The organism is Nocardiopsis sp. iso_25 (genome assembly GCF_056173305.1).
In genome coordinates, this window is the sequence record NZ_CM149667.1 from 5,210,073 (window position 1) to 5,224,237 (window position 14,165).

General features: G+C 70.7%; 13 protein-coding genes. 11 read left to right on the forward strand and 2 right to left on the reverse strand.

The features are described 5' to 3' along the window. Window positions 1-293: 293 nt before the first annotated feature. The 4 genes from AC0VX6_RS22365 to AC0VX6_RS22380 all read left to right on the forward strand — a co-directional run bounded on the left by AC0VX6_RS22365 (window position 294) and on the right by AC0VX6_RS22380 (window position 6,320). On the forward strand, window positions 294-3,953 hold the full coding sequence (locus AC0VX6_RS22365; protein WP_475483699.1) for a multifunctional oxoglutarate decarboxylase/oxoglutarate dehydrogenase thiamine pyrophosphate-binding subunit/dihydrolipoyllysine-residue succinyltransferase subunit: 3,660 nt from the start codon (window positions 294-296) through the stop codon (window positions 3,951-3,953). An 83-nt stretch (window positions 3,954-4,036) separates the two neighbouring features. Next, window positions 4,037-4,216, forward strand: a complete 180-nt coding sequence (locus AC0VX6_RS22370) for a DUF6104 family protein (protein WP_013154687.1) — start codon at window positions 4,037-4,039, stop codon at window positions 4,214-4,216. A gap of 187 nt (window positions 4,217-4,403) precedes the next feature. After that, entirely contained in the window at window positions 4,404-5,255 is an 852-nt protein-coding gene (locus AC0VX6_RS22375) for a DUF4097 family beta strand repeat-containing protein (RefSeq protein ID WP_274974527.1), read from the forward strand. Beyond that, on the forward strand, window positions 5,256-6,320 hold the full coding sequence (locus AC0VX6_RS22380; protein ID WP_274974528.1) for a PadR family transcriptional regulator: 1,065 nt from the start codon (window positions 5,256-5,258) through the stop codon (window positions 6,318-6,320). Between the two features lie 69 nt (window positions 6,321-6,389). Here AC0VX6_RS22380 and AC0VX6_RS22385 read toward each other — a convergent pair whose 3' ends face one another. Next, window positions 6,390-7,520 (reverse strand): NAD(P)-dependent malic enzyme, encoded by a 1,131-nt coding sequence (locus AC0VX6_RS22385; protein ID WP_475469418.1) that lies wholly within the window; start codon window positions 7,518-7,520, stop codon window positions 6,390-6,392. 447 nt (window positions 7,521-7,967) lie between these two features. Between AC0VX6_RS22385 and AC0VX6_RS22390 the strand changes: the two genes are divergently transcribed. The 7 genes from AC0VX6_RS22390 (at window position 7,968) to AC0VX6_RS22420 (ending at window position 13,364) form a co-directional block, all read left to right on the forward strand. Then, window positions 7,968-8,900, forward strand: a complete 933-nt coding sequence (locus AC0VX6_RS22390; RefSeq protein ID WP_274974530.1) for an ABC transporter substrate-binding protein — start codon at window positions 7,968-7,970, stop codon at window positions 8,898-8,900. 38 nt (window positions 8,901-8,938) lie between these two features. Continuing rightward, the gene (locus tag AC0VX6_RS22395) at window positions 8,939-9,904 is read left to right on the forward strand and encodes an amino acid ABC transporter permease (protein WP_041552849.1); all 966 of its coding nucleotides are present in this window, start codon (window positions 8,939-8,941) and stop codon (window positions 9,902-9,904) included. Next, window positions 9,901-10,722: an amino acid ABC transporter ATP-binding protein gene (locus AC0VX6_RS22400; protein ID WP_274974531.1), complete on the forward strand. Its 822-nt coding sequence runs from the start codon at window positions 9,901-9,903 to the stop codon at window positions 10,720-10,722. Before AC0VX6_RS22395 ends, AC0VX6_RS22400 begins: the two co-directional genes overlap by 4 nt. A gap of 137 nt (window positions 10,723-10,859) precedes the next feature. After that, a complete protein-coding gene (locus AC0VX6_RS22405; RefSeq protein WP_212643016.1) occupies window positions 10,860-11,447 on the forward strand; it encodes a class I SAM-dependent methyltransferase in 588 nt (195 codons plus the stop codon). A gap of 83 nt (window positions 11,448-11,530) precedes the next feature. Next, window positions 11,531-12,013, forward strand: a complete 483-nt coding sequence (locus AC0VX6_RS22410) for a GNAT family N-acetyltransferase (RefSeq protein WP_248771829.1) — start codon at window positions 11,531-11,533, stop codon at window positions 12,011-12,013. A 125-nt stretch (window positions 12,014-12,138) separates the two neighbouring features. Beyond that, on the forward strand, window positions 12,139-12,564 hold the full coding sequence (locus tag AC0VX6_RS22415) for an ATP-binding protein (protein WP_013154696.1): 426 nt from the start codon (window positions 12,139-12,141) through the stop codon (window positions 12,562-12,564). A 41-nt stretch (window positions 12,565-12,605) separates the two neighbouring features. After that, window positions 12,606-13,364 (forward strand): RNA polymerase sigma factor SigF, encoded by a 759-nt coding sequence (locus AC0VX6_RS22420; protein ID WP_061080583.1) that lies wholly within the window; start codon window positions 12,606-12,608, stop codon window positions 13,362-13,364. A 32-nt stretch (window positions 13,365-13,396) separates the two neighbouring features. Here AC0VX6_RS22420 and AC0VX6_RS22425 read toward each other — a convergent pair whose 3' ends face one another. Further along, complete coding sequence (locus AC0VX6_RS22425; protein ID WP_475465948.1) at window positions 13,397-13,786, reverse strand: hypothetical protein; 390 nt, start codon at window positions 13,784-13,786, stop codon at window positions 13,397-13,399. Window positions 13,787-14,165: the final 379 nt, after the last annotated feature.

The window sequence follows — 14,165 nt, forward strand, 5'->3', positions numbered from 1 at the left end:
CCCTGCAAAACCCCGCAAACCTGGCACCCTCGCCACTCTGGGCTTTGTTACTCACACGTAGTGGCAGTGTCGATGTGAAAGATTGTTACCTATCTCCTAGTTTCCACAAGGTCAGCGTTCCCCGCGCGGAGGCCGGTACAAGTAGCCTTGTACCCGACGAGTGCTGGCCAGGCCAGATGCTTCTCCGTATGCGCGGAACAGCTCCCGCGTTCGTTTCTTGAGCCCGCCTTGCCAGCAGCCACCCGTCTTCCTACACATTCACAAGCGAGCTGCGGAAGTGGGCGATCTCCGCCGTGTCGTCTGAGGCGTCTCAACCCCTGACAGATTTCGGTCCCAACGAGTGGTTGGTCGAGGAGCTTTATCAGAAGTACTTGAACGACCCGAACTCCGTTGACAAGGCCTGGTGGAACTTCTTCGCGGACTACAAGCCCGCGGAGACTGCTGGCGCGAAGGGCGGGAGCGGCGCGAAGGCGCAGGGCGAGAAGGCCCCCGCGGCCTCCGCCCCCAAGAAGAAGCCGGCCGCCCCCGCGGCCCCGGCCGCGTCCGCCAAGCCCAAGAGCAAGGACGACAAGGAGGGCAAGGACGAGGCCCTCCAGGTCAAGCAGGAGCGCCTGCGCGGCGCGCCCGCGCGGACCGCGACCAACATGGAGTCGAGCCTGGGCCTGCCCACCGCCACAAGCGTGCGCGCGGTGCCGGTCAAGCTGCTCTTCGACAACCGCATCGTCATCAACAACCACCTCCGGCGCGGCCGTGGCGGGAAGGTCTCCTTCACCCACCTCATCGGCTACGCCATGGTCAAGGCCCTCAAGGCCCTGCCGGAGATGAACCACTCCTACGCGGAGGTGGACGGCAAGCCCGGCGTCGCCAAGCCCGAACACGTGAACTTCGGCCTGGCGATCGACCTCCAGAAGCCCGACGGCACCCGGCAGCTGGTCGTGCCCTCCATCAAGAAGTCCGACGAGATGGACTTCACGGAGTTCTGGAGCGGCTACGAGGACCTGGTCCGCAAGGCCCGCGGCAACAAGCTGGGCGTGCCGGACTTCCAGGGCACCACCATCAGCCTCACCAACCCCGGCGGCATCGGAACCGTGCACTCGGTCCCGCGCCTGATGCCGGGCCAGGGCACCATCCTGGGCGTGGGCGCGATGGAGTACCCGGCCGAGTTCCAGGGCGCCTCCTCCGACACCCTGGCCGAGCTGGGCATCAGCAAGGTCATGACGCTGACCTCCACCTACGACCACCGCATCATCCAGGGTGCGCAGTCCGGCGAGTTCCTGCGCCGGATCCACCAGCTGCTGCTGGGCGAGGACGGTTTCTACGACGAGATCTTCAACTCGCTGCGCATCCCCTACGAGCCGGTGCGCTGGGTGCAGGACATCCACGTCAACAAGGCCACCCAGCTCGACAAGACCACCCGGGTCCAGGAGCTGATCCACGCCTACCGCGTGCGCGGCCACCTGATGGCCGACACCAACCCGCTCGACCACGAGCAGCGCAAGCACCCCGACCTGGACGTGCTCGAACACGGTCTCACCCTGTGGGACCTGGACCGCGAGTTCCCCACCGGGGGCTTCGGCGGCAAGCAGGTCATGAAGCTGCGCGACGTTCTGGGCGTGCTGCGCGACACCTACTGCCGCACGGTGGGTATCGAGTACATGCACATCCAGAGCCCGGAGGAGCGGGAGTGGATCCAGGCGCACGTCGAGCGCGAGCACGAGAAGCTCGACCGCGACGAGCAGCTGCACATCCTGCACCGGCTCAACAGCGCCGAGGCCTTCGAGACCTTCCTGCAGACCAAGTACGTGGGCCAGAAGCGCTTCTCCCTTGAGGGCGGCGAGTCGCTGATCCCGCTGCTGGACGGCGTGATCTCCAAGGCTGCCAAGGCCGAGCTGGACGAGGCCGTCATCGGCATGGCCCACCGCGGCCGCCTGAACGTGCTGGCCAACATCTGCGGCAAGTCCTACGGGCAGATCTTCGGTGAGTTCGAGGGCAACCTCGACCCGCGCAGCGCGCACGGCTCGGGCGACGTCAAGTACCACCTGGGCACCGAGGGCACCTTCGAGACCCAGGACGGCCAGAGGATCCGCATCTCGCTGGCCGCCAACCCGTCCCACCTGGAGACCGTCGACCCGGTCGCCGAGGGCATCGTCCGCGCCAAGCAGGACGTGCTCAACAAGGGCCCGCAGGGCTTCACCGTCCTGCCGATCCTCATCCACGGCGACGCCGCGTTCGCCGGGCAGGGCGTGGTCGCCGAGACGCTGAACCTGTCGCAGCTCCGCGGTTACCGGACCGGCGGCACGGTGCACGTCATCGTGAACAACCAGGTGGGCTTCACCACCTCGCCGTCCGACAGCCGCTCCAGCGTCTACGCCACGGACGTGGCGCGGATGGTGCAGGCGCCGATCTTCCACGTCAACGGGGACGACCCCGAGGCCGTGGTCCGGGTCGCGCACCTGGCCTTCGCCTACCGCCAGGCGTTCAACAAGGACGTCGTCATCGACCTCGTCTGCTACCGGCGCCGCGGCCACAACGAGGGCGACAACCCCGCCTTCACCCAGCCGCTGATGTACGACGTCATCGACGCCAAGCGCTCCACCCGCAAGCTGTTCACCGAGGCCCTCATCGGCCGCGGCGACATCACGGTGGAGGAGGCGGAGTCAGCGCTGCGCGACTACCAGTCGGAGCTGGAGCGGGCCTTCACCGAGACCCGCGAGGTCGAGAAGAAGCCGATCGAGCCCGGCGCCGTGGTCAAGCCCGAGGTGTTCACCGAGGGCCGCCTGGAGCACTCCGCCGTCGAGACGGCGATCAGCACCGAGACGGTCAAGCGGGTCATCGACACCCAGGTGTCGCTGCCCGAGGGCTTCACGCCGCACCCGCGGCTGGCCCCCCAGCTCTCGCGCCGCGCGACGATGGTCGAGACCGACGCGGTCGACTGGGCCACCGGTGAGCTGCTGGCCTTCGGGTCGCTGCTGCTGGACGGCCACCCCGTCCGGCTCATCGGCCAGGACAGCCGCCGCGGCACCTTCGGCCAGCGCCACGCCACGCTGATGGACCGCGAGACCGGCGAGACCCACACGCCGCTCAAGCAGTTCGACGACGGCATCACCCGGTTCCACGTGCACGACTCCCTGCTGAGCGAGTACGCGGCCCTGGGCTTCGAGTACGGGTACTCGCTGACCCGTCCCGACGCCCTGGTGATGTGGGAGGCGCAGTTCGGCGACTTCGTCAACGGCGCGCAGACCATCATCGACGAGTACATCAGCGCGGGCGAGCAGAAGTGGGGACAGCGCTCCAGCGTGACCCTGCTGCTGCCGCACGGCTACGAGGGCCAGGGGCCGGACCACTCCTCCGCCCGCATCGAGCGGTTCCTGCAGCAGTGCGCGCAGGAGAACATGACGGTGGCCCACCCCAGCACCCCGGCGAGCTACTTCCACCTGCTGCGCTGGCAGGCCAAGTCGCCGCTGGAGCGCCCGCTGGTGGTGTTCACGCCCAAGTCGCTGCTGCGCCTCAAGGCCGCCACCTCGGCCGCCGCGGACTTCACCTCGGGCCACTTCGAGCCGCTGATCAAGGACGACTCGATCGCGCCGGACAAGGTGCGGCGCGTGGTGCTGTGCTCGGGCAAGATCTACTACGACCTGGACGCGGCGCGCCGCAAGAGCGGTGACAAGCACACCGCGATCATCCGGGCGGAGCGGCTCTACCCGCTGCCGATCGAGGAGATCCGCGAGCAGCTCAAGGCCTACCCCAACGCGGGAGAGGTCCTGTGGGTGCAGGAGGAGCCGGCGAACATGGGCCCGTGGCCCTTCGTCGCGCTGGTCTTCTCCGAGCAGCTCGACCGCCCGTTCACCCGGATCTCGCGTCCGGCCTCCTCCGCGCCCGCGGCCGGTTCGGCCAAGCGCCACGAGGCCGAGCAGCGGGCACTGGTGGACACGGTCTTCCCGCCCGCCGACTAGCTCTCGGAGGGGCCGGGGCCCGGGGCGCGGTTCCGCGCACCCCGGGCCCCGGTGCGGGCCTGCGAGCACGGAGAAGGAAGAACGTGTACTACACCGATCGCGGAATCGAGGAGTTGGAGAACCGCCGCGGCGGCGAGGAGGTCAGCTTCGCCTGGCTCGCCGAGCAGCTGCGGGCGTTCACCGACATGAACCCCGAGTTCGAGACCCCGGTCGACCGGCTGGCCACGTGGCTGGCGCGGCTGGACGACGAGGACGACGAGTAGGGACCGCCTGAGGGGCCCGGGTCAGCACGACCCGGGCCCCTTCGCGTGCCCGGGGTCCTCCCCCGGCGGTCTCGGGGTTCGCCCGGAGGTCTCCCTGAAACAACCCGCCGATCCGCGACATATCTTGAGTTCGCCGCAGACGCGACATATCGTGAGACCACAGAGCGAGCGAAAGGGGCCGAGCACGATGGCACGTTGGACCATCGACAGGCCGATGACCCAGACCCTGGACGGCATCGTCGCGTTGCGGGTCCGGATCATCGGGGGCCACGTCAACATCCTTCCCACCGACGACCCGGTCACCTTCGAGGTCACCGACATCGTCGGTGAACCCCTCCTGGTCACGCAGGAGGCGGGCATCCTCACCATCCAGTACGAGGACCTCACCGGCCAGGGGCTCCTGGACCGGCTGCGGCCGGTCCAGCTCAACAGCTACAAGAGCGTGCAGCACCGCAGGGCCACCGTGAACCTGCGGCTGCCCAAGGACTGCCCGGTCGAGGTCAGCACGGCCAGCGCGCCGATCGTCGCCGCCGGGCTCAGCGCCCGCAGCCAGCTGCGGACCGCGACCGGGGAGATCACCCTGGACGACGTCTCGGGAGAGACCGAGATCAACACCGTCTCGGGCAGCACCGCCGTGCGCGAGCCCCACGGCAACCTCAAGTTCAACAGCGTGAGCGGCCAGCTGGCGGTGGCGGGCGGACGGCTGTCCGCGCTGAGCGCCAAGACCGTCTCGGGTCAGCTGCTGGTCGACACCGGCGTCGCCCCGGCGGGGCGGGTCCGGCTCACCTCGGTCTCGGGCGAGATCGCCCTGCGGGTGCCCTCCGAGACCTCGGCGACCGTGGAGCTGCGCACCGCGGCGGCGCCCGCCAAGTCCGACTTCGGGCTGGACCGGCGCAGCGCCCCGGCCAGGACGGTCCTGAGCGGGAGGATCGGCAGCGGCGTCGACCCCGCCTCCATCACCACCAACTCCGCGTCCGGTCGGACCGCGCTGCTGCGGCGCGCGCCCGAGGCACCGGCCGCGATCCCCGAGGGGGCCTGAATGAGCACCATCTTCGGCCACGGCAGACTGCGGCTGTACCTGCTCAAGCTGCTGGACGAGAACCCGCGGCACGGCTACGAGATCATCAGCCTGCTCCGCGACCGCTTCCTCGGCGTGTACTCGCCCTCTCCCGGCACGATCTACCCCCGGCTGGCCCGGTTGGAGGAGGAGGGGCTGGTCACCCACACCGAGGAGGGCGGACGCAAGGTCTACAGCCTCACCGACAAGGGCCGCGAGGAGCTGCGCGAGCGCGAGAACGACCTGAACGACCTGGAGCGGGAGATCACCGACTCGGTGCGCGACATCGCCCGCGCGGTCAAGCAGGACGTGCGCGCGACGATCAGCTCGCTGCGCGACGAGCTCAAGTTCGCCTCCGGGAGCGCGCGCCGCTCCGGACCCGAGACCCCGGGCGAACCCGCCGGGGCCGCCGGCTCCACCGGGCCCGACGACTCCACGGCCTCGGAGGAGAGCGGTCGGGGCGAGGAGACGGCGGACGCCTCCGGGAAGGAGTCCGGCGAGAGCCGCGAACAGTCCGGTCAGGGCTGCGAGGACGGCTCGCGGTGGTCCCGCGAGTGGGAGCGCTTCACGCAGGGCTTCGGCGCGTTCGGCGCCGCCTGGGGCGGCAGGCGCGGTTCCGAGCGCCCGTCGCAGGGCCCGGAGTTCGAGCGCGCGCTGCACGACTTCGGCGACCGCGTGCGCGACGTGGTCCGCGAGGCCGGACACGTCGGGGAGGCCGCCGCCACCGACCTGCGGCGCATCCTGGACGACACGGTCGAGGTGATCCGCCGGGACATGCGGCACTGGGGCCCGCCCGCCGACCGCGCGGAGGGGTCCGGGGACGGGGCCGACGGGGCCGCTCCCGCCGGGGAGGGGGCTGCCACCGCCCCCGAGACGGGGAAGCAGGAGCCCACCGCCCCGGAGCGGTCCGGAACTTCCGAGGACGAGCCCGCCCCGGAGAAGCCCGGGACTCCCGGGGACGAGCCCGCCCCCGAGGGCGGGACGCGTCCGAGGCCGTCCGCCGACCCCTGGAGCGAGGCGGTCGACGACCCCGGCGACGGCAGGTAGGCAGTGCAAGGAGGGGCCCGGAGGGCGGCGCGGGGGCGCGCCCTCCGGGCCCCGTCGTGTCCGGTGCGTCTAGCCGCGGACGACGCCGTCCTCGCGGGCCTGGGCGGCGACCGCGGCGGCGACCGCCAGGGCCACCCTCTCGTCGAAGGGGCTGGGGATGATGTAGTCGGCGGACAGCTTGTCGCCCACCAGGTCGGCCAGCGCGGTGGCGGCGGCCAGCTTCATGTTCTCGGTGATGTCCGTGGCCCCCGCGTCGAAGGCGCCCCGGAACACGCCCGGGAAGGCCAGGACGTTGTTGATCTGGTTGGGGAAGTCGCTGCGCCCGGTGGCGACCACGCTCGCGTGCCTGCGGGCGACGTCCGGGTGCACCTCCGGGTTGGGGTTGGCCATCGCGAAGATGATCGCGTCGTCGGCCATGGTGGCGACCACGGACTCGGGGACCTCGCCCGCGGACAGGCCGATGAACACGTCGGCCCCCTCCAGCGCGCTCTCGATGGACCCGCGCAGCCCGGCACGGTTGCTGATGGAGGCCAGCTCCCGCTTGACGGGGGTCAGGCCCTCGCGGCCGTCGTAGATCATGCCCTTGGAGTCGGCCACGGCGATGTCGCCGATCCCGCCGTCGACGAGCATCTTGGTGACGGCCACGCCCGCGGCGCCCGCGCCCGAGACCACGGCGCGCAGGTCGGCCAGGGTGCGCCCGGTCAGCCGGGCGGCGTTGCGCAGCGCGGCCACGGTGACGATGGCGGTGCCGTGCTGGTCGTCGTGGAAGACCGGGATGTCGAGGCGCTCGCGCAGTTGGCGCTCGATCTCGAAGCAGCGGGGCGCGGAGATGTCCTCCAGGTTGATCCCGCCGAAGGAGGGCGCCATGCGCACGACGGTCTCGACGATCTCGTCGACCCCGGTGCAGCCCAGCGCGATCGGCACGGAGTCGACGCCGGCGAACTGCTTGAACAGCAGCGACTTGCCCTCCATGACCGGCAGGGAGGCCTCGGCGCCGATGTCGCCCAGGCCCAGCACCGCGGTGCCGTCGGTGACGACGGCGACCAGGTTGCTCTTCCAGGTGTAGGTGTCGACGAGCTCGGGGGACTCGGCGATGGCGTCGCAGACGCGGGCGACGCCGGGGGTGTAGGCGAGGGAGAGTCCCTCCTGGTCGCGGACGTCCACGGACGAGGTCACGTGGAGCTTGCCGCCGCGGTGCATCGCGAAGGCGGGATCGTCGTCACGACGCGGGTTCTGGGAACGCGAAACAGTGGTCACGGCTGAAAACCCCTCAGGTCTTGCGTGTTCCACCCGCCGTCGGCCATGACGGGGGCGGACCTGGCGGTGGTGCGGACCGCGCGCGAAGACGTGACGATTGCTAGGGGGCCCTCCTCGGCGCCGGTCGGCCATGACCGGTGGTGTCGCCGGGGAGAGTCGTTCTTCGCCGGACTCCTATACGAGTTGCTGCGCGGCCGCCTCTCACGGGGATGACCCGTTACGCAATCCTCTCACAACGGTGACCACAGGAACATCGCGGGTGTGCACGATGGGACGGCACCGGCTTCTGAGTGTTAAAAGAAGATTGTCCTGAATGTCGTTCCGGCTCGGGCGGTCGGGTCACGAACCCGCCCCCGCCAGGCGTTACGCGCCCCTGAAGGAGACCCCGCGATGGCTCTGCACAAGTCCCTGCCCACGCCGTTCGCCCTCGGCGCCCTGTCCCTCGCCGGCGTCCTGGCGCTGACCGCCTGTGGCGGCGGGGAAGGCGGCGGCGGAGGCGCGGAGGAGTCGGCCGCCCCCGAGGCGCCCTCCGTCGAGGTCGATGAGGAGCTCGCGGCGCTCGTGCCCGCCGACATCGCCGAGGCCGGGACCGTCACGGTCGGCGTCGAGGCCTCCTACCCGCCCGGCGAGTACCTGGACCCCGACGGCGAGACCGTCCTCGGCTTCAACGTGGACCTCGTCAACGCCGCCATGGCCAAGCTCGGCCTGGAGGCGACGTGGGAGCCCACCGCCTTCGACTCCATCATCATCGGCGTGGACACGGGCACCTACGACCTGGGCTCCTCCTCCTTCACGGTCACCGAGGAGCGCATGGAGCAGGTCAACATGGTCAGCTACTTCTCCTCGGGCACCCAGTGGTTCGCCCAGGCGGGCAACCCCCAGGGCGTGGACCCCGACAACGCCTGCGGCATGCGGATCGCGGTGCAGTCCAACACCACGCACGACACCGACATCGAGGAGCGCAGCGCGGCCTGCGTCGACGCCGGTGAGGAGGCCATCACCATCCAGAAGTTCGAGAGCCAGCCGCTGGCCACCGAGACGGTCGTCTCCGGCGTCAACGACGCCTCGCTCGCCGACCTGCCCACCGCCGTCTACGCGCTGGACCAGACCGGCGAGGGTGTCCTGGAGCTCATCGGTGAGCAGTACTCCACCGCTCCCTACGGCATCCTCACCAACAAGGAGGACACCGAGCTGGCCGAGGCCGTGGCCGCCGCCTTCAACGCGCTCATCGAGGACGGCACCTACGCCGAGGTCCTGGGCGAGTGGGGCGTGGACGCCGGCGTCATGGAGTCCGCCGAGGTGAACCCCGAACTCGCCGAGTGAGCAGGCCGAACCACACCCACTGAGCGAAAGACCGACCCTTGTCCTCACCGACCGAACCGACGGACGGCCCGGTGTCGAAGACCTCGACACCGGGCCGTCCGGCCGACCACGTCACCGCCGTCCCCGTGCGCTACCCCGAGCGGTGGGTCGCCGCCGGGGTCATCCTCGTCCTCGCGGCCATGTTCGTGCACATGCTGTTCACGAACGACGCCTTCAACTGGCCGTTCATGTTCGACCACATGTTCTCCGAGCCGGTCGTGCGCGGCGTGTGGATCACCCTCAGCGCCACCGTGCTGTCGATGGTCATCGGCGTCGTCCTGGGCATCGTCCTGGCCGTGATGCGGCTGTCGGGCAACCCCGTCCTGGTGTCCGTCTCCTGGCTCTACACCTGGTTCTTCCGGGGCGTGCCCCGCCTGGTGCTGGCGGTGCTCTTCGGCAACATCGCCATCCTGTACCAGACCATCGAGTTCGGCCTGCCCTTCGACAACTACTGGATGCCGTGGCTGGGCCTGGAGGGCGACGCCCGCTTCTTCGAGATCGACACCCGCACCGTGCTGAGCGGCTACACCGCCGGCCTGCTGGCGCTGTCGCTGTCCGAGGGCGCCTACATGGCCGAGATCATCCGCGCGGGCCTGCAGTCGGTCAACAAGGGCCAGACAGAGGCCGCGCAGGCGCTGGGCATGGGCAAGGGCAAGGTCCTGCGCCGCATCACCCTGCCGCAGGCGATGCGGGTGGTCGTGCCGCCCACGGGCAACGAGACCATCGCCATGCTCAAGGACACGGCGCTGCTGGCCTACGTGCCGGTGACCATCGAGCTGTTCTACCAGCTCCAGGCCATCGGCTCCCGGACCTACCAGATCTTCCCGATGCTGGTCGCCGCGTGCCTGTGGTACCTGGCCATCACCAGCGTCCTGATGGTGGGCCAGTACTTCCTCGAACGCAGGTTCAACCCCGGCCAGTACGGCAGTATCCGCGACCGCATCGTCGGAGGGGCGCACAGGTGAGCGACAAGACGAAGGACCCGGGCGTCGTGGAGACCGCCGAGGGCGCCACCCTGCCCGCCGACGCGCTCGTCGTGGCGGAGAACGTGCGCAAGAGCTTCGGCCGCCTGGAGGTGCTCAAGGGCATCGACCTCCAGGTCGGTCGCGGCGAGGTCATGTGCGTGATCGGCCCGTCCGGGTCGGGCAAGTCCACGTTCCTGCGCTGCGTCAACCACCTGGAGAAGCTCACCGCCGGACGGCTGTGGGTCAACGGCGAGCTGATGGGCTACCGGCAGAAGCGCGGAAAGCTCTACGAGCTGCGCGACAACGAGATCGCCGCCCAGCGCAGCGACATCGGCATGGTCTTCCAGCGCTTCAACCTGTTCCCGCATCTGAGCGTCCTGGGCAACATCACCGAGGCGCCCGTGCAGGTCAAGCGGATCCCCCGGAGCCAGGCCAACGCCAAGGCCGTGGAGCTGCTGGAGCGGGTGGGCCTGCCCGACAAGGCCGACGCCTACCCCGACCAGCTCTCCGGCGGCCAGCAGCAGCGCGTGGCCATCGCCCGAGCGCTGGCCATGGAACCGTCGCTGATGCTGTTCGACGAGCCCACCAGCGCCCTGGACCCGGAGCTGGTCGGCGAGGTCTTGGACGTCATGCGCGACCTGGCCCGGGGCGGGATGACCATGGTGGTCGTCACCCACGAGATGGGGTTCGCCCGCGAGGTCGGCGACTCCCTGGTCTTCATGGACGACGGTCTGGTCGTGGAGTCGGGCACGCCCGCCGAGGTGCTCTCCAACCCGCGCCACGAGCGCACCCGGGCGTTCCTGTCCAAGGTGCTCTGAGCGCTCCGCGGAGGCCGCCGCGACCCCGACCCGGGCGCGGCGGCCGGTACCGGCCGGGGAAACACCCCCGGATCCCTTGACCGCGCGGCGGCGCGTCGCCAGAGTCGTGGTGTACGCGCCCCGCTCGGGAGAGGCACATGGACGCTCGCACGGAACACACACGCAGGCGCTGGGACCGGATGGCCGCCTACTGCGAGCACAGCGAGCGCTTCCAGAGCCCCGCCATGCGCCGCACCCGCGAGATCCTGTGCGCCGGTGCGCGCGGCGAGACGCTGGAGGTCGCGGTCGGGTCGGGCCGCAACCTCGCCCACTACCCGCCGCAGGTGCGCCTCACCGCCGTCGACGTCAGCCCGCGGATGCTCGACCGCGCCCGCGAGAGGGCCGAGGAGCTGGGCAGGGCCGTGCGCTTCGTGGAGGGCGACGCCCAGGAGCTGGACTTCCCCGACCGGGCCTTCGACACCGTCCTGTGCACGCTGGCGATGTGCGCCGTCCCCGACCAGGGGCGCGCCCTGGCGGAGATGTACCGCGTGCTGACGCCGGGCGGCAGGCTCCTGATGGTCGACCACATCGAGTACGCCCGCATGCCCGGGCGGCTGGTGGAGCGGCGCCGGGAGAACCCGCGCCGCCTGCCCCGGGACGTCGCCGTCGAGGCCGGGTTCGAGGTCGTCCACCACGACCGGCTGTTCCTCGGACTGGTGGAGCGGGTGGTCGCCCACCGGCCCTGAGCGGCCCCGGAGCGCGGGGGCGCCCCGCCGCAGCGCATACCCTGGATGCGACCGTGTCCCCGCCGCGCGCCAGAGGTGGTCCGATGATCCGTCCCGCACGTCCCGACGACGTTCCCGTCATCCACGCCCTGGTCCGCGAACTCGCCGAGTACGAGAAGGAGCCGGACGCGGTCGTCGCCACCGAACAGGACCTGCGCACCGCACTGTTCGGACCGGACGCGGCGGTGTTCGCGCACGTCGCCCAGGAGGACGGGGACGGCCCGGTCGTCGGGTTCGCGCTGTGGTTTCGCAACTACTCCACCTGGACCGGTAAACACGGCGTGTACCTGGAGGACCTGTACGTGCGCCCCCAGGCGCGCGGGCGGGGGCACGGACTGGCCCTGCTGCGGACCCTGGCGCGGATCTGCGTCGAACGCGGCTACACCCGGTTGGAGTGGTCGGTGCTGGACTGGAACGAGCCCTCGATACGGTTCTACGAGTCCCTGGGCTCGCGTCCCATGGACGGGTGGACGGTCCGCCGCCTGGACGGCGGCGCGCTGGACGCACTGGGCTCGGAGGGCCCCTGAGACCGGCCGTCCGTCCCGCCTTTCGCCCCGGATCGTGTGGACACGATCCGTTCGCCCTGCGTCAGTGGCAGGGTAAACCAGATACATTGCTCTCAAGCGGCAACCCCGCCCCCCGAAGGAGGGACGTGACCGAAGAAACCGCTGTGCCCACGGCCGACGCCATCGGCGTCCGGGACGCTGTCACCGTCAACATGCCCGCGGACAGCGCCTACTTGTCCGTTCTGCGGACGGCGACGGCGGGTCTGGCCGCGCGACTGGACTTCACCCTCGACGAGATCGAGGACCTGAGGATCGGTGTCGACGAGGCCTGCGCCATGCTCCTCTCCCAGGCGCTGCCGGGCACGGAACTGACCACGGAATTCGAACTCACCCCCGACGGGATGCGCATCTCCGTCTCGGTGCTCACCGCGGACGGGCGCCTGCCCGCCCGCGACACCTTCGCCTGGACCGTCCTGTCCGCCCTCGCGGGAGAGGTCGACGCGGGGGTCGGACCGGACGACCGTGTCCACATCGTCCTGTACAAACGCCGCGGCACGCTGGAGTCGGCGTGAGCGAGAGGGGGCCCGCTCTGACAGCGAAGACCGAGCACGCGGTGCCCGACAGGGCCCGCGCGAGAGAGTTGTTCGAGCGCCTCGGCGAACTCGAGGCGGACTCCGAGGAGCGCCGGCGGATCCGCGACGAGCTGGTGGAGCTCCACCTGCCCTTGGTGGAGTACCTGGCCCGCCGCTTCCGCAACCGCGGCGAGTGGCTGGACGACCTCACCCAGGTGGCCACGATCGGGCTGATCAAGTCCATCGACCGGTTCGACCTGGAGCGCGGGGTGGAGTTCTCCACCTACGCCACCCCCACCATCGTCGGTGAGATCAAGCGGCACTTCCGCGACAAGGGCTGGGCGGTGCGGGTTCCCCGTCGCCTCCAGGAGCTGAAGCTCTCGCTCACCAAGGCGGTCAGCGACCTGTCGCAGCGGGAGGGGCGCTCCCCGACCGTCGCCGAGCTCGCGGCGCACCTGCAGATGACCGAGGAGGAGGTGCTGGAGGGCCTGGAGTCCGCCAACGCCTACTCGACGGTGTCGCTGGACGCGCCCGACAGCGGGGACGAGGACGCGCCCGCGGTGGCCGACTCACTGGGCATCGTGGACGAGTCCCTGGAGGGCGTGGAGTACCGGGAGTCGCTCAAGCCGCTCCTGGAACAGCTTCCGCCGCGGGAGAAGCGCATCCTGCTGCTGCGCTTCTTCGGCAACATGACGCAGTCGCAGATCGCCCAGGAGCTGGGGATCTCGCAGATGCACGTGTCCCGTCTGCTGGCCCGCACCCTGGCGCAGCTGCGCCAGGCGCTGACCACGGACGACTGACGCGCGAGCGGTCGCCGGGGGCGGCCGCGGCGCTACTTCCCGCGCTCCTCGGGGAAGAGCGCCGCGGTCGTCGGCGGTGAGAGCACGGCCGCGGAGGCGCACACCGCCACGACCGCGAGCACCGCGGCGAGCGCGTACTGCTCGCTGGTGAACATGTAGTAGGCCACCACGGCCAGGAAGAGCTGGGTGACGAACACCGGCGTGCGCGCCCAGTCCCGCAGCTGCCAGAGCCCGCGCGCGACGAAGACCAGCAGCACGCCCGCGCCCAGTCCCAGGGCGGTCAGGGGAATCGCGCTGGTCAGGTCGCTGGCCTGGCCGGTGATCGCGGTGAAGAGGCTGTAGACCCCGCTGACCGCGGCGGCCAGCCCGATCAGGGCTTCCAGGGCGGCGGCGATGACGATGGTGACGGGACGCGAAGACACCTGACGAGCCTATACGCGCTCCGGGGGTCCCTCCCCTCGGCCCCGGCTTCGCGCACGCGGCCCCGCCCGGACAGTCGGGAGCGGCGCGCGGCGTCCGTCGAGGGCGGCCCGCCCCGGCGCAGACCCCCCCCGGCGGGCGGCGAACGCGCGGAAACCGAGCGGAGGCCCCGACCAGCCCCGACAGGGGTCCGGGCGCCCGCGGGGTTCTGGAGGCGGCGGAGGTGGGTCTGCGAGGAACGAGCCGACCCACCGCAGACGACGAAGGTTCCCGCTCCCTGGGCGCCCGGACACGGGCCGAAGCGGAGCGGAGGCCCCGACCAGCCCCGACAGGGGTCCGGGCGCCCGCGGGGTTCTGGAGGCGGCGGAGGTGGGTCTGCGA